Origin of the sequence: Haemophilus paraphrohaemolyticus, assembly GCF_002015045.1 — a bacterium.
Lineage (GTDB): Bacteria > Pseudomonadota > Gammaproteobacteria > Enterobacterales > Pasteurellaceae > Haemophilus_A > Haemophilus_A paraphrohaemolyticus.
The window spans coordinates 469,275-487,847 of sequence record NZ_MUXX01000012.1 but is presented as its reverse complement, the minus strand read 5'-3'; the positions used below and the strand labels follow the sequence as shown (position 1 = coordinate 487,847).

General features: G+C 42.8%; 10 protein-coding genes and 1 pseudogene. 9 read left to right on the top strand and 2 right to left on the bottom strand.

Translation table 11 applies throughout. The features are described from left to right. Nucleotides 1-88: 88 nt before the first annotated feature. Nucleotides 89-1,189: a histidinol-phosphate transaminase gene (gene hisC / locus B0184_RS07780; RefSeq protein ID WP_005707992.1), complete on the top strand. Its 1,101-nt coding sequence runs from the start codon at nucleotides 89-91 to the stop codon at nucleotides 1,187-1,189. 70 nt (nucleotides 1,190-1,259) lie between these two features. Here the strand turns inward: hisC and nagE are convergent, their stop codons facing one another. Then, nucleotides 1,260-2,726 carry an N-acetylglucosamine-specific PTS transporter subunit IIBC gene (gene nagE / locus B0184_RS07775; RefSeq protein WP_005708023.1) on the bottom strand — a complete coding sequence of 489 codons (1,467 nt, stop codon included), beginning with the start codon at nucleotides 2,724-2,726 and terminating at the stop codon, nucleotides 1,260-1,262. Nucleotides 2,727-3,120: 394 nt separating this feature from the next. On the opposite strand from nagE, the gene B0184_RS07770 reads away from it, so the two are divergent. The 8 genes and pseudogenes from B0184_RS07770 to msbA all read left to right on the top strand — a co-directional run bounded on the left by B0184_RS07770 (nucleotide 3,121) and on the right by msbA (nucleotide 18,348). Further along, nucleotides 3,121-4,719, top strand: a complete 1,599-nt coding sequence (locus B0184_RS07770; RefSeq protein WP_005708011.1) for an ABC transporter substrate-binding protein — start codon at nucleotides 3,121-3,123, stop codon at nucleotides 4,717-4,719. A 148-nt stretch (nucleotides 4,720-4,867) separates the two neighbouring features. Continuing rightward, a complete protein-coding gene (locus tag B0184_RS07765) occupies nucleotides 4,868-5,821 on the top strand; it encodes an ABC transporter permease (protein ID WP_005707982.1) in 954 nt (317 codons plus the stop codon). Next, the gene (locus B0184_RS07760) at nucleotides 5,821-7,806 is read left to right on the top strand and encodes a dipeptide/oligopeptide/nickel ABC transporter permease/ATP-binding protein (protein ID WP_005708006.1); all 1,986 of its coding nucleotides are present in this window, start codon (nucleotides 5,821-5,823) and stop codon (nucleotides 7,804-7,806) included. Before B0184_RS07765 ends, B0184_RS07760 begins: the two co-directional genes overlap by 1 nt. Nucleotide 7,807: 1 nt before the next feature. Next, nucleotides 7,808-8,617, top strand: a complete 810-nt coding sequence (locus B0184_RS07755; RefSeq protein WP_005705671.1) for an ABC transporter ATP-binding protein — start codon at nucleotides 7,808-7,810, stop codon at nucleotides 8,615-8,617. 146 nt (nucleotides 8,618-8,763) lie between these two features. Continuing rightward, nucleotides 8,764-10,431 carry an FAD-binding protein gene (locus B0184_RS07750; protein ID WP_005708028.1) on the top strand — a complete coding sequence of 556 codons (1,668 nt, stop codon included), beginning with the start codon at nucleotides 8,764-8,766 and terminating at the stop codon, nucleotides 10,429-10,431. 239 nt (nucleotides 10,432-10,670) lie between these two features. Then, nucleotides 10,671-12,296: pseudogene (locus B0184_RS07745) on the top strand (class I SAM-dependent DNA methyltransferase); the annotation flags it as partial. 831 nt (nucleotides 12,297-13,127) lie between these two features. Further along, the gene (locus B0184_RS07740) at nucleotides 13,128-16,289 is read left to right on the top strand and encodes a type I restriction endonuclease subunit R (RefSeq protein ID WP_039851024.1); all 3,162 of its coding nucleotides are present in this window, start codon (nucleotides 13,128-13,130) and stop codon (nucleotides 16,287-16,289) included. A 310-nt stretch (nucleotides 16,290-16,599) separates the two neighbouring features. Then, the gene (gene msbA, locus B0184_RS07735) at nucleotides 16,600-18,348 is read left to right on the top strand and encodes a lipid A ABC transporter ATP-binding protein/permease MsbA (protein WP_005708022.1); all 1,749 of its coding nucleotides are present in this window, start codon (nucleotides 16,600-16,602) and stop codon (nucleotides 18,346-18,348) included. Nucleotides 18,349-18,425: 77 nt separating this feature from the next. Here msbA and B0184_RS10585 read toward each other — a convergent pair whose 3' ends face one another. Next, entirely contained in the window at nucleotides 18,426-18,572 is a 147-nt protein-coding gene (locus B0184_RS10585; protein WP_005708016.1) for a lipoprotein, read from the bottom strand. Nucleotide 18,573 lies beyond the last annotated feature (1 nt).

The window sequence follows — 18,573 nt, the reverse complement described above, 5'->3', positions numbered from 1 at the left end:
TTTTTCTGTCTCTCTCCCACAAGGGAAGAGAGGAATAATTGAAACGCCTGATTTGGGCGTTTTATTTTAAGAAAAATAAGGAAAACATATGCAATACATTAACATCGCTAACGAGGGCGTGAAATCGCTCTCTCCATATCAAGCGGGTAAGCCAATTGAAGAATTAGAACGCGAATTAGGCATTACCAACATCATCAAATTAGCTTCTAATGAAAACCCATTTGGTTTCCCTGAAAGTGCAAAACAGGTGATTATCAGCCAACTTGACCAGCTTACCCGATATCCAGATGCCAATGGCTTTGAGCTTAAAGCGGCAGTGTCGAAAAAATTCGGTGTACAACCTAATCAAATCACACTGGGTAACGGTTCAAACGATCTACTTGAGCTTTTTGCTCATACTTTTGCCAGTGAACATGATGAAGTAATCTATTCGCAATATGCCTTTATTGTTTACCCGCTTGTCACCAAGGCGATTAACGCCGTAGCACGTGAAATTCCTACTAAAAATTGGGGGCATGATTTGGATGCTTTTGAAGCAGCAATCAACGAGAAAACCAAGCTGATTTTTATTGCGAACCCGAATAACCCAACAGGTAATTTCTTAACTGAAACGGAAATTGATACGTTTTTAGCGAAAGTGCCAAGCCAGATTATTGTTGTGTTAGACGAGGCTTACACCGAATTTACCAAAGCAGAAGAGCGGGTGGATTCTTTCGGATTACTACAAAAATACCCGAATTTGATTATCTCTCGCTCACTCTCAAAAGCCTACGGCTTGGCGGGCTTGCGTATTGGATATGCGGTATCGAACCCAGAAATTGCAGATTTATTAAACCGTGTTCGCCAACCATTTAACTGCAACAGCCTTGCACTGGCGTCCGCAGTGGCGGTAATGAATGATGATGCGTTTGTCAAAAAAGTGGCAGAAAATAATCGCTTAGAAATGCAACGCTACGAAGCGTTCTGCCAACAATATGGTTTGGAATATATCCCATCCAAAGGCAATTTTATTACCATTGATTTCAAACAACCTGCTCAGCCAATTTACGATGCGTTATTGCGTGAAGGTGTAATTGTTCGCCCAATCGCAGGTTACGGCATGCCAAATCATTTGCGTATTAGTATTGGATTGCCAGCAGAAAATGACCGCTTGTTTGATGCGTTGGTGAAGGTATTAAATCTAAAATAGTCTGAAGTAGAAAATGGAAATCCGCCTAACCTGAAAAGGTAAAAGGCGGATTTTTTATGATTAACGAAAATTAGAGTTTCGCTTTAATTGCCTCGGCGACTAATTCTGCTTCAGGGCCTAAAATTACTTGCAAGCCATCATTGCCGATTTTGACGTTGCCTTTTGAGCCTAAAGCTTTAAGTTTAGCTTCGTTAATGTTGTTGTGGTCAATCAAAGTTAAACGTAAGCGAGTGATACAAGCATCTACGGTTTTGAAGTTTTTTGCACCACCGAGCGCATCAATAAATTGAATTGCTCTTTCTTCGCGTGATTGGTTGGTTTGTGCTTGAGGAGTTGCTTCGGTTCCTTCTTTTTCTTCTTCACGACCTAAAGTTTTAAGGTTGAAGGTTTTAATTGCAAAGCGGAAGACGAAGTAGTAAATCACAAAGAACACTAAGCCTTGCACGATAAGCATATACCAGTTCACGGCAAGTGGGTTACGGGTAGAAAGCACCATATCCACTAAACCTGCACTAAAGCCGAAGCCTGCGATCCAATGCATAGTTGCTGCGATGAAAACAGAAATGCCTGTTAAAATCGCGTGGATGAGGTAGAGCACAGGAGCAACGAACATAAATGAGAACTCAAGCGGTTCGGTAATCCCTGTGAAGAATGAGGCAAACGCACCTGCGAGCATAATAGAAGCGACTTTTGCTTTTTGGCTTGGTTTCGCGCAGTGGTAAATCGCAAGGGCTGCACCTGGTAAGCCGAACATCATCATTGGGAAGAAACCAGCTTGGTACATACCTGTAACACCAATAGTTGCAGTACCTTCAGCTAAAGATTTTGCACCACCTAAGAAGTTTGGAATATCGTTAATGCCTGCTACGTCAAACCAGAATACAGAGTTTAAGGCGTGGTGTAAGCCAACAGGGATTAACAAGCGGTTGAAAAAGCCGTAGATGGCTGCACCGAATGCACCTAAATCTTTGATGGATTCACCAAAACCTACAAGTGCATTGAAGATGTGAGGCCATACATAGAGCAAGATAAATGCGACAGCCATCATCACGAAAGATACGATAATTGGTACAAGTCGTTTACCGCTAAAGAATGAGAGGGCTTTCGGTAATTCTACTTGATAGAAGCGGTTGTAAAGTTCCGCTGAAATCACACCGATTAAGATACCGATAAATTGGTTGTTGATTTTGCCAAAGGCAGCTGGCACTTGGCTGGCATCAATATGTTGTAATTGAGCCACGCTTGCAGGAGAGAGTAGGGTGGTGACGACATAGTAGCCGATTAAGCCTGAAAGGGCGGCTGAGCCGTGTTTATCTTTGGACAGTCCGAACGCCACCCCTACCGCAAATAATAAGCCCATATTGTCGATGATTGCCCCCCCTGATTTAATCAGTAAGGCGGCGAACTGGCTATTTGCCCCCCAACCATCTGGGTCTGCCCAATAACCAATCCCCATCAATACCGCAGCAGCTGGTAAGGCTGCTACAGGCACCATTAAGGCTTGCCCAATTTTTTGTGCATAGCTGAGAACACTCATAAGAAGCTCCTTTTGTTTTGAATGTAGATAAAGAATACAAGTTTTGCATTAAGAATAGCAAGAAGCATTATATAAATTTGTGAAGTGGATCACTATATTTAATCTCTAAAAATGGCGTGACACTCGAAAATGCATTTTATTTTTCTATTGTAAAAATTCCGAAAAGGGTAGAAATAAAAAGAGTGTGACATTGATCACAGAATCAAAATTTAACCGTTTTCCTTTATTGACAGAGATTCTGGAAGAAAATATGATTTAACCAAATCATTTTATTTGAAAAAGTGATTGCTTCACTTCATTTTAAAAGAATGAGTTTGCTGGTTGTGTTTTCAGTTTTTTATTGAGAAAACGATAGGAACACAATGAGTTTTTCATCACAAACAAGGAGTCTAATATGACTAAATATTGTTCTTCCCTCAATAATGAATCTCGTCGTCATTTCCTTAAAGTTGCAGCGGGTGTTACTGCAGGTTTGGCATTTAGCGGTTCATTAGGTACATTCGTGCCAAATGCAGTGGCAAGTGGTATTAAAGGTAAAACCATTGAAGCAGGGATTGCATACCCGCTTTCAACAGGTTTTGACCCAATGACATCAAGTGGTGCTTCACCATTTGCAGCGAACTTGCATATTTTTGAAGGTTTGGTGGATTTACACCCTGCAACTCGTGAGCCTTATCTTGCATTAGCAGCGAAAGAGCCAGAACAAATTGATGATACCACTTGGCGCGTAACCCTTCGTGAAGGTGCAACCTTCCACGATGGTAAACCAGTTACCGTAGAAGATGTGGTTTATTCATACAATCGTATTATGGATCCTGCGAATAAATCTTTATTCGTGATGTTCATTGACTTCGTTGAAAGCGTGAAAGCGGTGGATGATAAAACCGTTGAGTTCAAACTCAAATATCCATTTGCGTTATTTGCTAAACGCTTAACTATCGTGAAAATTGTACCGAAACACGTGATTGAAGAGGTAGGTCAATCTAAATTTGATGCTCACCCAATCGGTTCTGGCCCATATAAATTCGTTTCAGCTGTCAAAGATGACAAAATCGTCTTTGAAGCTTATGAGCCTTATAACGGTAAATATCCAGCATTAGTGGAAAAAATGTCATGGTTCTTGTTATCTGATGCGGCAGCACGTGTTACTGCACAAGAATCTAAACGTACACAAGCGATGGAAAGTGTGCCATATCTTGATATTCCACGCTTAAAAGCAAAAAAACAAACCGTTAAATCAGTGCAATCATTCGGCTTATTATTCTTAATGTTTAACTGCGAAAAAGCACCATTTGACAATCCAAAAGTGCGTCAAGCGTTACACTACGGTTTAGACAGACAAAAATTAGTAGACTTCGTATTCGATGGTAATGCAGAAGCATCAACTTGCTATGTACAAAGCACTCACCCAGATTATATGAAAGCGGCAACGCAATATGAATATAATCCAGAAAAAGCGGCGGCATTGTTAAAAGAAGCAGGTTTAACCGAGCTTAAATTTGAATTACTTTCAACCGACCACGACTGGGTGAAAGAGTGTGCGCCGTTAATTTTAGAATCTTGGAATAACATCCCAGGCGTGAAAGTGACACTTCAACACTTACAATCTGGTGCATTCTATGCAAACAACGTGGACGTGGGCTCATTTAGTGTGGGGATCGCACCAGGGGATCCGTCTGTATTCGGTGATGACTTAGACTTATTATTAAGCTGGTGGTACCGTGGTGATGTATGGCCGAAACGCCGTTTCCGTTGGAGCAACACGCCTGAATTTGCGAAACTTCAAGGCTTCTTAGATGGCGCAGTGCGTGCGGCAAACCACGAAGAAGCACGCAAACTTTGGAAAGAAGCGTTCGATCTTATCGCGGCTGAAGTGCCACTTTATCCAATCGTTCACCGTAAACTTCCATCTGCGTGGGATGAAAGCAAACTTGAAGGCTACCAACCATTGGCAACAACAGGGGTATCTTTCTTAGGTGTTGGTCGTAAATAATTCGGCAAAATCAACCGCTCTTTAAAATGTTGGGTTGTTAATTCACTCTCTCCCTTTATGGGAGAGGAAAATAAACAACCCACATTCTATTCTTAAACACAACTCTGCCATATATTCTCTATATTCGCAGTGATAACTGGGGAACAACATGGAAATTATACTTCGCTTACTTTTTCGCCGATTGATGGCATTGCCCGTGATGATTTTGGGGGTAACCGCACTTGTATTTGTGGTACTTCAATTCACTCCTGGCGATCCCGCCACTGTTGCATTGGGTGAAAGTGCATCAGAAGCGGCAAAAGAACTTTATCGTGAAAGCCACGGCTTAAATGATCCACTTTTCGTACAATATTTCCGCTTTCTCGGCAATTTATTCTTCTTTGATTTTGGGATGACAATGCCGCCAGAGCTTCCAATTAGCGGTATGATTGCAAAATCGTTCCCAATTACCCTCCAACTTACTTTAATTGGTGTAGTATTTGCTGCGGTGGTTTCATTTACACTTGGTGTGTTAGCGGCACTTTATCGTGACAGCTGGGTAGACCAAGTAATTCGTTTAATCTCTGTGGCGGCAGTCGCAACACCATCTTTCTGGCTCGGTATTTTACTTATTCAATGGTTCTCGCTTGAACTTGACTGGTTACCTTCTGGTGGTTTTGTACCATTTAGTGAAGATCCAAGCGGTTATGTGCAATCAATGATCTTACCTTCGCTTGCATTAGCTGTGCCTGTATGTGCGTCTTTAATCCGCGTGGTGCGTACTACAATGGTTGAAGAAATGGATAAAGACTATGTGCGTACTGCAATTGGTAACGGTGTACCATATCCGACCGTGATTCGCTATAACGTGTTACGCAACGCTTTAATTACGCCTGTGACTGTGCTTGGTTTACGCGTGGGCTATTTATTAGGTGGTGCAGTGGTTATCGAACAAATCTTCGACTTACCAGGTATGGGTAAATTGATCTTCAACGGTATCGTGAACCACGACTTAAACTTGGTGCAAGGTGTGGTATTAACTATCGCATTTACATTCGTGATTGTGAATATCATCGTGGATGTCTTGTATGTTCTAATCAACCCTAAAATTCGGAGTCTATAATGTTTCGTCAAGGTTTAGCACAGCGTTTATCGATGGGCGGAGCACGTTTCAAAGCACTCTCACCCGCTTCAAAAATCGCTTTAGTTTTCTTAGTTTTAGTGGCATTAGTGGCAGTTTTTGCACCTGTGGTAGCAACGCACGATCCATTAGCGGCAATTGCCCGTATGCGTCCACCAAGTGGTGATTTCTTATTCGGAACAGACCGCTTGGGTCGCGATATTTTCTCTCGTATTGTTTATGGTGCACAAACATCACTCTTTATCGGTTTAGGTGCTGTGGGCTGTGCGATTCTCTTTGGGGGCATTCTCGGGGCAACCGCCGCAACCGCAGACCGCTGGGGTAATGAGATCATTATGCGATTGATGGATATCTTGATGGCATTCCCAGGTATCGCATTAGCGGCTGTATTACTTGCTACATTCGGTAACACTGTGCCAGTAATTATCTTCACCATTGCTGTGGTTTATACACCTCAACTTGCTCGTGTAGTGCGTGCAAATGTGGTATCTCAATGGGATGAAGACTATGTGCGTGCAGAGCGCGTAATCGGCGGTAGCCGCACTTATATCTTACTCAAACATGTAGTTCGCAACACCGCGGCACCTGTATTGGTTTTTGCAACCGTAATGGTAGCAGATGCGATTGTGTTTGAAGCCTCACTCTCTTTCTTAGGTGCAGGCGTACAACCACCACATCCATCTTGGGGTAACGTGTTGTCGGAAGGTCGTAACATCGTGTTAAACGGTGCGTGGTGGGCAACAACCTTTGCGGGCGTGATGATTTTACTCACCGTATTAGCGTTAAATATTCTTGCAGAAGGCTTAACTGATGCATTAGTGAACCCACGTTTGAAAGCAAGCAAAAAATCTGAACATAAATCAGATGAACGTTTATCAACTGACGTGCAAGAAGCATTGGGCGAAGGTTTGGCACTGAAACGCTATCTCTTACGCTTACACGATAAAGAAGTTACTCGCACTGACCGTATGCAACTTAACAGCAATGCGAAACCAATTTTACAAGTGAAAAACTTGTCGATTCGTTTCCCAAATCGTTATGGTGACATTCCTCTTGTGGATAATATCAGCTTCACTGTAAACGAAGGTGAAACGATGGGATTGGTGGGCGAATCTGGTTGTGGTAAATCGATTACAGCGTTCTCCATTATGGGCTTATTGCCGAAAACTGCGAAAATCACGGGTGAAATTCTCTTTACTGACCGCAGCGGCAAACAACACAGCTTGTTGAACTCTAACCATTTAGCTGAGCTACGTGGTACAGAAATCGCGATGATCTACCAAGACTCCTTGAGTGCATTAAACCCATCAATGCGTATCAAAGATCAAATGAACCAACTGATTAAACGTGGTAGCAAACACACCGCTGAAAAATTGTTGGAATGGGTACACTTAGATCCAAGCAAAGTGTTGAACCGCTATCCGCACGAGTTATCAGGTGGTCAACGCCAACGTGTGGTAATCGCAATGGCATTAACCCGCGAACCGAAACTCTTAATTGCGGACGAACCAACTACCGCATTAGACGTAACTGTTCAAGCAGAAGTGGTGAAATTGCTCAATGAATTGCGTGAAAAACTCGGCTTTGCGATGGTATTCGTGAGCCACGACTTGGCACTTGTCGCACAACTTGCACACTCCATCACCGTAATGTATGCAGGTCAAGTGGTGGAAACTGCGCCGACATCATCCTTATTGGCACATCCAACCCACGAATATACCCAAGGTTTATTAGGTTCTGTGCTTTCAACTGAAGTGCGTGCGGAACGCTTATACCAAATCCCTGGTAGCGTACCATCTCCATACGACTTCGCCACTGGCGACCGCTTCGCAAGCCGTTCATTACGCCCAGAAGCTGATCCGAACCAAAAACTCGTATTAACGCCAATCGAAGGCGATGCACAACACCTATGGGCTTCGCATTTAGCAGGCAAAGCAGCTGAAACTAAAGTCGCAAGTGAGGCATAAGATGAGCAGTATCAAAGTAATCAAAGAACAAAACATCATCGATTTAGAGAACATTGTGGTGCAATTCCCTTCTCGCGACGGCTCGTTATTTAACCGCAAAAAATTCACCGCCGTGAATAACGTTTCTTTAGGTATTAAAGCAGGCGAAACCATCGGCTTGGTGGGCGAGTCTGGTTGCGGTAAATCAACGCTGGCGAATGTGATGATCGGTCTTTTAAAACCGACTTCAGGCACGGTAAAATTTAACGGCTTACAAATGGAATATGGCAGCTCAGAAGCACGCAAACGTTTTGGTCGACAAGTCTCTGTGATTTTCCAAGATCCAGCCACTGCGTTAAACCCACGGATGAAAGTGTTGGATATTTTGAAAGATCCGATGGATATTCATAATATTCTGCAACCACACGAACGCGAAAAACGCGTGTATGAACTGCTTTCTCGCGTAGGGCTTCCACGCTCTGCTGCAGCGGTTGAGCCAACGCGCTTATCTGGTGGTCAAAAGCAACGTGTGGCGATCGCTCGTGCCTTAGCGTTAAATCCAAGCCTGATTGTGGCTGATGAACCGACGTCTGCACTCGATGTTTCTGTTCGTGCTCAAGTGCTAAACTTATTGGCAGACTTGAAAAAAGAACTCAACCTTGCCATGGTGTTCATCTCACACGACATCCAAACTGTCCGCCAAGTATCTGACCGCATTGTAGTAATGAACGGCGGTAAAATTATGGAAACAGGCACCACCGCAGAAATTTTTGAAAACCCAACGATTGACTACACCAAAAAATTGCTCGGTGCAGCCCCATCATTGTTGTAATTGATTGCAAAAATTTTTGCAAATTTGACCGCTCTTTAGAGTGAATAACAGGCGAGGAAACTCGCCTGAGTTTTTTGCAAGATGTTGATGTTTAAAGAATACCCCCTCTTTTCTAAAGAGGGGGCTAGTAAGAGGATAAATCTACAATGCCCAACATCCAAATTACCCAAACCCTTAAAACCGATCTCCTTATCGTAGGCTCAGGCATTGGTGGCTTGAGCTGTTCCGTTGAAGCCCACAAAAAAGGCATCAATCACATTCTTATCACTAAAACCCAACTTGGTTCTGGGGCAAGTTTTTTTCCACTGAAAGCAAGCTTGGGCATTCAAGTAACAGGCGAGGAGCACGATAAGGACTTATTCCAGCAAGATATTGAGCGTGTGGCACAAGGAATGAACAACCCTGAAATCGTCAAAGCCTATATTGAAGACTCACCGCAAGCGGTTGAATTATTGAATGAAATTGGTTTCTACCCGTGGAAACGTAACGATAACCGCCCTGCTTGTTTTGCCAAACACGCCCGCCCGATTTATCTGATTAACGAATGGCAAAAAGCACGTAAAAATGCGGAGGTGATTATTGCTCAACAAAATACGACGACGTTGTTTGAAAATGCTAGCCTTGTATATATTGCAACTGAAAATCATCACGTAGTGGGGGCAGTTTTTGCTTACCAAAACCCAGAAAAGAACGGTCGAAAAATCGTTTATTTTTACGTGCAAACTTCCACCATTATTCTTGCCAGTGGTGGAATTGCAGGGCTTTATAAAGATAATCTTTACCCTGCTGATGTGATTGGTTCTACCCATTTTCTTGCCTTGCAAGCAGGAGCTAGACTGACTAATTTAGAGTTTATTCAGTTTATTCCTTCGTTTATTGCCCCGAAATACAAAGTGCTGTTTGGCGAACATACGCTGAAATATTGCACTGCAGTAACGGATAAAAACGGCAACTCATTATTCCCTGATTTATCGGCAGAAGAATTTACTCAAATGGTAGCAGAACGTAGTGCCTATGCGCCATTTTCGGTCGATTTTGATTGCGTAAAATTCGACTTACGCATTATGCAATATCTGCTCGAAACCCCAGAAGAGCAGGGCGTTTATTTGCACTATTCGCCAAAACTTTATCAAGATCAAACAGAGTTCTACCGCGTTTATTTAGATTGGCTGAAAGCCGATGCGGGAATCGATTTATTAACTGATCGTGTGTCGATTGCACCATTCGCCCATAGCTGTAACGGAGGCATTGAAATTGACACTAATGCAGAAAGTGCAGTGCAAGGTTTGTTTGCGGTGGGCGAAGTTTCTTCTTGCATTGAAGGCGCAAATCGCTTGGGCGGCAATTCTGTCGGTGGAAGTTTAGTATTCGCCAAACGTGCAATGGCAAAAATCCAGCAAGATTTAACCGCTTGTTCAGCCTCTGCAATAAACGAACAAGCGGTCGAAAATGCCAAAAATCTTGCAGAACAGGCGTTAAACCGTTTACATAATGAAAATGCAGATAACACGCTCACGGCTTCGCAAGTGCTCAGTGAAATTCGTCAAGCAATGACTAAATTCGCCAACGTTTACCGTACTGAAGAGAACCTTTGCAAATTACAAGAAAAATTAGACCGCTTGGAGCAGGATTTTGACCCGATCGAAAACGCTGATTTTCAAGGTATTGAAATTTTCTACGGCTTAAAAACGGCTCAAGCAGTGGTGAATGCGATGTTAGCGCGGAAAGAGAGTAGAGGGTCTCATTATCGGGCGGATTATCCCGAAAAAAGTGAGAGAATTTATCGCCAAATGATGAGTAAAATGATAGATTAGGCGAAAAATCAAACAATAGGCTAAAGTGAGTAATAGTCTATATCTACCCAAGAATTTCGGGTAAAATAGCACATTTTTGTAGGGTGGAAACACCTTACAAATTTTAATCAATTAAACCATAAATTATTGTTTTTATTCATCTTTTTTAGGGATTTGTAGTATAATGACAAACGACAAACGACAAACGACAAACGACAAACGACAAACGACAAACGACAAACGACAAATCTGGTGACCAGATCCTCGCTCAGTCATTTTTAAACGATTTAGACGAAAAACTTTGGGCATCTGCGGATAAACTCCGCCAACAACTTGACGCCGCTAACTATAAACATATCGTTCTTGGTCTTATCTTTTTAAAATACATTTCTGATAATTTCACTCATCAACAGGAAAAAATTCAGGCGGAACTCTCCACACCTGAAAATCCCCTATATCTTGACCGCACTTTTTTTGATACTGAAGAAGAGTATCAAGACGCCTTAACCGCCGAACTGGAAAACCGCGACTACTATACCGCCGACAATGTATTCTGGGTGCCGCAGCAAGCCCGTTGGGACGAAATTAAAGCCGTTTCCATCTTAAACATCGGGGCTGAACTACCTTGGGGTGGGAAATTTTCTGGCGTAGCCAAACTGATTGATGATGCCTTTGATGCTATTGAAAAAGATAACGAAAAACTCAAAGGCGTACTCCAACGCATCAGCGGCTATGCGGTAAACGAAGACACCCTGCGCGGGCTGATTATCCTCTTTTCCGATACCAACTTTACCCGTCCGACTTACAACGGCGAGCCCGTTCATTTAGGCGCAAAAGACATTCTCGGCCACGTTTACGAATACTTCCTCGGTCGCTTTGCCCAAGCAGAAGGCAAACGCGGCGGACAATATTTCACGCCGAAATCCATTGTTTCCCTGATTGTCGAAATGCTCGAGCCATACTCCGGCCGCGTGTATGACCCGGCTATGGGAAGCGGCGGCTTTTTCGTGCAAACCGAACGCTTTATTACCGCCCATCAAGGCAACATCAACAACGTTTCCATCTACGGGCAAGAATTCAACCCAACCACTTGGAAACTCGCGGCGATGAATATGGCGATTCGTGGCATTGATTACGACTTCGGCAAACACAACGCCGACAGCTTTACCCAGCCGCAACACATCGACAAAAAGATGGATTTCATCATGGCAAACCCGCCCTTCAATATCAGCGATTGGTGGAGTGAATCCCTTGCCGACGACCCACGTTGGGCATACGGCACGCCGCCCAAAGGCAACGCCAACTTCGCTTGGCTGCAACACATGATTTACCACCTATCGCCCAACGGCAAAATGGCATTGTTGCTTGCCAACGGCTCCATGAGCAGTCAAACCAATAACGAAGGCGAAATCCGCAAAGCCATCATCAATGCCGACTTGGTCGAATGTATGGTTGCCCTGCCCGGCCAGCTCTTCACCAACACCCAAATCCCCGCCTGCATTTGGTTCTTAAACCGCAACAAAAAGCGTCAAGGCGAAGTATTGTTTATCGATGCTCGCCAAATCGGCTATATGAAAGACCGTGTATTGCGTGATTTCACCGCTGACGACATCGCCAAAATCGCCAATACCCTCCACGCTTGGCAAAAATCAGACGGCTATGAAGACCAAGCCGCTTTCTGCAAATCCGCTACGTTAGAAGCAATTAAAGACAACGACTTCGTCCTCACACCGGGACGCTATGTCGGCACCGCAGAACAAGAAGACGACGGCGTACCATTTGCAGAAAAAATGCAAAATCTGACCGCTCTTTTAAAGGAGCAATTTGCGAAAAGTGCAGAATTGGAAGCGGAGATTAAGAAGAATTTGGGTGAATTAGGATATGATAATTTCACCCCCTCAGTAAAAAAACAGACTAATGTATGTCAATCCTTTATTTTGAATGAAAAGCTCTTACTCAGCACAAAAATCAACCAAACTCTAAACCAAATCTTCAAAGCAATTTTTAAAAGCTGGTTTATTGACTTTGATCCAGTTATAGCTAAGGCAACTGCTCTTGCTAAAGGAAAAACGCAAGCTGAATCTGAACTGGAGGCTATGTCTGTAATTAGCGGAAAAACAGTAAAAGAATTATTACAAATGCCAAATGAAAAACTAGCTGAACTAACAAAGATCACAGCTGAATTTCCAAATAAATTTGATGTTTTTGAGAACATTGATGTTCCTAGTGGTTGGAAGATTTTAGCGTTTGATGAATTTATTGAAGAGAAAAAAGAAAAAGTAAAGAATTTAAAAAATATTCCAGAATATTCCGTTACAAATAATGGAATTGTTCCTAGAAGTCAGAAATTCAATAAACAATTATCAAAAAATCCAGGAAATAATAAACTATTACACAAAACAGATTTAGTATTTGGTATGAGTAGAGAAATTCTAAATTGGGGAATAATGGAGGATGATATAGGTTCTGTCAGTTCGGCATACCATGTTTATTCCATAAATAATAAAATTGTTAATTCATCATATTTAAAAATGGTGATGGAATATAAGTTTGAGTACTTTAATGACTTAATTAAACCAAGCTCCAGAGAGGGTCAAAGTTTTGATAAGGAACTATTAAAAGAAAAGAAAATTATCTTACCGCCAAAACTTATACTCAATAAATTTTTAGGAATAAAAGATCCTGAAGAACAGTAATCTTACTTTAGAAAAATGACAATGATAAACGAAAACGACATCGAACAACTCACCCTTCAACGCCTGCAATCCCTCGATTGGGAATATCGCTATGGTAAAGACTTGCCTGTTCATGAGGGCGAGTTTGCCCGTGGCGATTTGAGCGGTGTAGTTTTTATTGAGCAACTGCGTGAGGCGGTGCGTAAACTTAATCCGCAGCTGCCTGAAAGTGCGGTTGATTCTGTGGTCAAATCGGCAACGAAAAGCGATATTGGCGACTTGGTGGTACGCAATCAGGCGTTTTATAAGCTGTTGCGTGATGGCGTGCGGGTGGAATATCAGGCTGATGGTGAGCAGAAAATCGAGATGGCGCGCTTGGTGGATTTTGAGCATTGGGGAAACAATCGCTTTGTTGCCGTCAATCAGCTGGAAATCCGTAGCCGTAAAGGGGGCAAGCGGATTCCCGATATTATCGGCTTTGTCAATGGTCTGCCCTTGGTGGTGTTTGAGCTCAAAAATCCGTTGCGCGAATCGGCGGATTTATTGCAGGCGTTTAATCAGTTTGAAACCTATAAAGATGAGATTGCCGAGCTGTTTGTTTACAACCAAGCCCTGATTATTTCAGACGGCATTGCCGCACGTTTGGGCTCGCTTTCGGCAGATTTCCAACGCTTTACGCCGTGGAAAGTGGTGGATGAAAAAAATAAAAGCGCGCGCTTATATTTTGATGATGAATTGCAAAGCCTGCTCAATGGCTTGTTGCAGCCTAAGGATTTACTCGACTATATCTGCTATTTCGTCTTGTTTGAACGGGATTCCGTTGGCAAAACCATTAAAAAAATCGCGGCGTACCATCAATATTACGGCGTAAATGAAGCGGTAGATTCCACCATTTGGGCGACTTCAGAAAAAGGCGACCGCCGCATTGGGGTGATGTGGCATACGCAGGGCTCGGGTAAATCAATTTCCATGTTGTTTTACGCGGGTAAACTACTCGCCCAGCCTGAATTGAAAAATCCCACTATTGTGGTGGTTACCGACCGCAACGATTTAGACGGTCAGCTTTTCCAAACTTTTTCTTCAGGCAAAGATTTAATCAAACAAACACCGCAACAAGTGGAAGACCGTGATCAACTGCGCCAACTGCTCGCACAAAATGAAGTCGGCGGCGTGTTTTTTACGACGATTCAGAAATTCGCCCTCAATGAGGAAGAAAGCCGCTTCCCTGTTTTAAATGAGCGCAGCAATATTATTGTGATCAGCGATGAGGCTCACCGCAGCCAATATGGCTTTACGCAAAAGCTGCATAACGGCAAGTTTCAGGCAGGCTACGCCCGCCATTTGCGCGATGCGCTGCCCAATGCTTCGTTTATCGGTTTTACCGGTACGCCGATTAGCCTAGAAGATAAGGACACGCAAGATGTGTTCGGACGTTATGTGTCCATTTATGACTTGCAAGATGCGGTAGAAGATGGCGCAACGGTGCCGATTGTGTATGAAGCGCGCCAAATCCGCTTAAACGAAAAAGAACACGGTGAGCTATTCAAAGAAATTGATGATTTGCTGGAAGAGGAGCAATCCCCTGCCCTGCGTTTACAGGAAAAATTGCTGGGTTCGCAAGCCCGCCTGGCCGATTTAGCCGCAGATTTTGTGCAACATTTTGCCAAACGCAATGAAGTCGTCGACAGCAAAGCAATGATGGTGGTTTCCAGCCGTCAGATTTGCGTGGACTTATACAATGAAATCATCAAACTGCGCCCTGAATGGCATTCGGACAATATTAACGAAGGGGCGATTAAAATTGTGATGACGGGTTCTGCTTCCGATGCGCCGGAAATGCAGAAACACGTTTACAGCAAACAGGAAAAACAAACGCTGGAACGCCGTTTTAAAGACCCAAACGACCCGCTGAAAGTGGTGATTGTGCGCGATATGTGGCTGACAGGCTTTGATGCGCCTTGCTGTAATACGATGTATATCGACAAGCCGATGCAAGGGCACAACCTGATGCAAGCCATCGCCCGAGTAAACCGTGTATTCCGCAATAAAAGCCGAGAAAATGGCGGCTTGATTGTGGATTATGTCGGTATTGCTGACAAGCTCAAAGAAGCCACCAAACAATATACTAACTCGCAAGGCAAGGGCAAGCTGACGGATAGCGTGATTGAAGTGTTCTTTAAAATGAAAGAGCATTTAGAGTTTGTCCGCATCCTGTTTGCAACGCCGGTTGAAGGGAAAACCTTTGATGTTCAGATTGCCTTAGAAAAAGATAATCCGAATGATCTTTTGATGGCGATTCGTTTTGCTGCTAACCATATTTTAAGCCTCGATCAATTACCGTTTGATGGCAAAGCACACGAGCAACATTGGTTTAATAAAAAAGAAACCGAGCCACGCAAAAAAGCCTTTTTGAAAGCGGCGGGATTGGTGAAAAAAGGCTATATGCTATGCGGCTCATTGGCTGAAGTTGAGCCATATAACCAAGAAATTGCTTTTTATGATGCCGTACGGGCAATTTTAACTAAACGTGAACAAAAAGGCACAGGTACAAATGAAAGACAGATTTTATTAAAAAAACTGGTCAATCAAGCCGTCTATTCTGAAGGCGTGATTGATTTATTTGATCTGCTAGAAAAACCACAACCTCAAATCAGTTTGCTTTCCGAAGAATTTTTACAAACTGTTAAAAATAGCCCAACTAAAAATTTATGGGTTACGGCAATGGAACGTTATTTAGCAAGTGAAATTAAAGTTAGATCAGGCACAAACCTAACATTGCAAAAAGATTTTGAACAGCGTTTGAAAGAAGCATTGAATCAATACCACAATCACAATTTGACTGTGGTAGAGATTTTGGACGAACTCTTTAAAATGAGCCAAGATTTCCAAGAACGTTTAGCATTAGGGAAAAAACTAGGATTAACCAAGGAAGAACTTGCCTTCTATGAAGCCCTATCTCAAAATCAAAGTGCAAAAGATTTGATGGGGGATGAAGTGCTTTCTAAACTGGCGAAAGAAATCACGGAAACACTTAGAAAATCGGTCACAATCGACTGGCAATACAAAGAAGCGGTACGGGCAAAAATGCGTATTCTCGTTAAACGCGCCCTACAACGCTACAAATACCCACCTGATCAGGCAGAAGGTGCGGTGGAGTATGTGTTGAAGCAAGCGGAAGAGATTGCGGATGAGTTGAGTGTTTGAGCAGTATAGCGGTCTGATTTAGCAGAACTTTTGTAGAATCAGACCGTTTGCAATAAGAGTTTGCTCCGCTCATCTATGCCGATTTTCAAGGTATCGAAATCCACTACGCTCTAAAAACTGTGCAAATTATGGCGTAAGTCATGTTGGATCGCAAAGAGAGCAGCGGGGCGTATTATCGGGAGAATTATCCAGAAAAAGTAAGAGAATTGTTTGGTAGAGAGTGAAACTTTAGATGAAAAATAGGGGCAGTTTGGTGAAAACGCAAATTCAGAGTACAATACGCCCGATTTTCCTTACTAAATAGAGAATTATGCAAGAAAAAGATCTTTCAACATTCAAGACGTTTAAGCGTTTATTCCCAACCATTAGCCAATATAAATGGGGCTTAATTGTTGGGGCTATAGCGTTGGTGCTCAATGCTTTGGTCGATTCAGGACTGATTTATCTGCTTAAACCGTTACTGGATGAGGGCTTTGGTCAAGCAGATCACGGCTTTTTAAAATTGATGGCGGTGTTAGTGGTGCTGTTCATTCTCGTGCGTGGTATCACAAACTATCTTGCGAGTTATTGTTTGGCTTGGGTGTCGGGCAAAGTGGTGATGACGCTTCGCCGCAATATTTTCCAGCATTTGATGTATATGCCTGTGAGCTATTTTGACCAAAATCCTGTTGGTCGTTCACTTTCACGTGTCACTTATGATACGGAAATGGTGGCAAATTCGTCTTCACACGTATTAGTTACGATTGTGCGCGAAGGCGTTTATTTGATCTCGCTTTTTGTGGTGATGATCTATACTAGTTGGCAACTTTCGGTTGTACTTTTCGTGCTTGCACCAATTATTGGTACGTTAATTGCCATTGTTTCTCGCCGTTTCCGTCAGTTAAGCCGCAACATTCAAAGTTCGATGGGCGATCTGACTGTAACCACAGAACAGATGCTCAAAGGGCACAAAGAGGTTATCTCTTTTGGTGGGCAGCAAGTTGAAAAAGAACGTTTTGAACGCGTGAGTAACGATATGCGTTTGAAAGGGATGAAAGTGATCTCTTCTGATGGGATTTCAGATGGTTTAGTGCAGCTTATTGCTTCTTTTGCATTGTCGGCAGTGCTTTATCTTTCGACTGTAAAAGGCTTAGATATTGAGGATTTAACTGCCGGTTCATTCACGGTAGTGTTCTCTTCAATGATGGCAATGTTGCGTCCGCTGAAATCACTGACGAATGTGAACTCACAGTTCCAACGAGGAATGGCGGCGTGTCAAACGCTGTTTGAATTTTTAGATTTACCGACAGAAGAAGATAAAGGCAAGGTTAAAATTGAGCGTGCCAAAGGCAATGTTGAGTTTAAAAATGTTTCTTTCACTTATGAAGGTAAAGAGACTCCAGCATTAAATCAGGTCTCATTTAGCATTCCTAAAGGTAAAACCGTGGCATTGGTAGGGCGTTCTGGTTCAGGTAAATCGACGATTGCCAACCTTTTAACCCGTTTTTATAACGTTGATTCAGGCGAGATTTTGCTTGATGGTGTGAATATTCAAGATTACACGTTAGCGAATTTACGTGAACAATGTTCGATTGTCTCGCAACAGGTGCATCTATTTAACGACACGATTGCTAATAATATTGCCTATGCGGCAACCGACAAATTCTCTCGTGAAGAGATTATTCAGGCAGCCAAAGCGGCACACGCAATGGAGTTTATCGAAAAATTGGATGATGGTTTAGATACCGTTATTGGCGAAAATGGGGCGAGTCTTTCAGGCGGACAACGCCAGCGTTTAGCAATTGCTCGTGCTTTATTGCGTAATTCGCCAGTATTAGTATTGGATGAAGCGACTTCTGCATTAGATACCGAATCAGAACGCGCAATTCAATCTGCCTTGGCTGAGTTGCAAAAAGACAAAACCGTGCTTGTGATTGCACACCGTTTATCAACAATTGAAAAAGCGGATGAAATTTTGGTGGTCGATCAGGGTAAGATTGTCGAACGTGGCTCGCATAGCGAATTGATGGCACTTGATGGTGCTTATAAGCAACTTCATAAATTGCAATTTGGGGCGTAAGGAAGTTGCTTATCTAAACTAAAAGGCATATAGGAAAAAAGAAAACCTCGCAAATCATTTAGATTGCGAGGTTTTTTCTATGGATTAAGCGAAAAAGATTTATCTGTTGTGCTATAACGAATGCCTGAATGTGAGCCTTCCGCACCGTTAAAATAGATATTTTTCGATTGAGAGCAAGCTGTGATTGCCAACACGCTTACTAAAAGTAATACTATTTTTTTCATA

Bases quoted from the DNA above. Each gene is read 5' to 3' on its own strand.
- hisC (WP_005707992.1), top strand. From the start codon at position 89: ATGCAATACATTAACATCGCTAACGAGGGCGTGAAATCGCTCTCTCCA.
- nagE (WP_005708023.1), bottom strand. From the start codon at position 2,726: ATGAGTGTTCTCAGCTATGCACAAAAAATTGGGCAAGCCTTAATGGTG.
- B0184_RS07770 (WP_005708011.1), top strand. From the start codon at position 3,121: ATGACTAAATATTGTTCTTCCCTCAATAATGAATCTCGTCGTCATTTC.
- B0184_RS07765 (WP_005707982.1), top strand. From the start codon at position 4,868: ATGGAAATTATACTTCGCTTACTTTTTCGCCGATTGATGGCATTGCCC.
- B0184_RS07760 (WP_005708006.1), top strand. From the start codon at position 5,821: ATGTTTCGTCAAGGTTTAGCACAGCGTTTATCGATGGGCGGAGCACGT.
- B0184_RS07755 (WP_005705671.1), top strand. From the start codon at position 7,808: ATGAGCAGTATCAAAGTAATCAAAGAACAAAACATCATCGATTTAGAG.
- B0184_RS07750 (WP_005708028.1), top strand. From the start codon at position 8,764: ATGCCCAACATCCAAATTACCCAAACCCTTAAAACCGATCTCCTTATC.
- B0184_RS07740 (WP_039851024.1), top strand. From the start codon at position 13,128: ATGATAAACGAAAACGACATCGAACAACTCACCCTTCAACGCCTGCAA.
- msbA (WP_005708022.1), top strand. From the start codon at position 16,600: ATGCAAGAAAAAGATCTTTCAACATTCAAGACGTTTAAGCGTTTATTC.
- B0184_RS10585 (WP_005708016.1), bottom strand. From the start codon at position 18,572: ATGAAAAAAATAGTATTACTTTTAGTAAGCGTGTTGGCAATCACAGCT.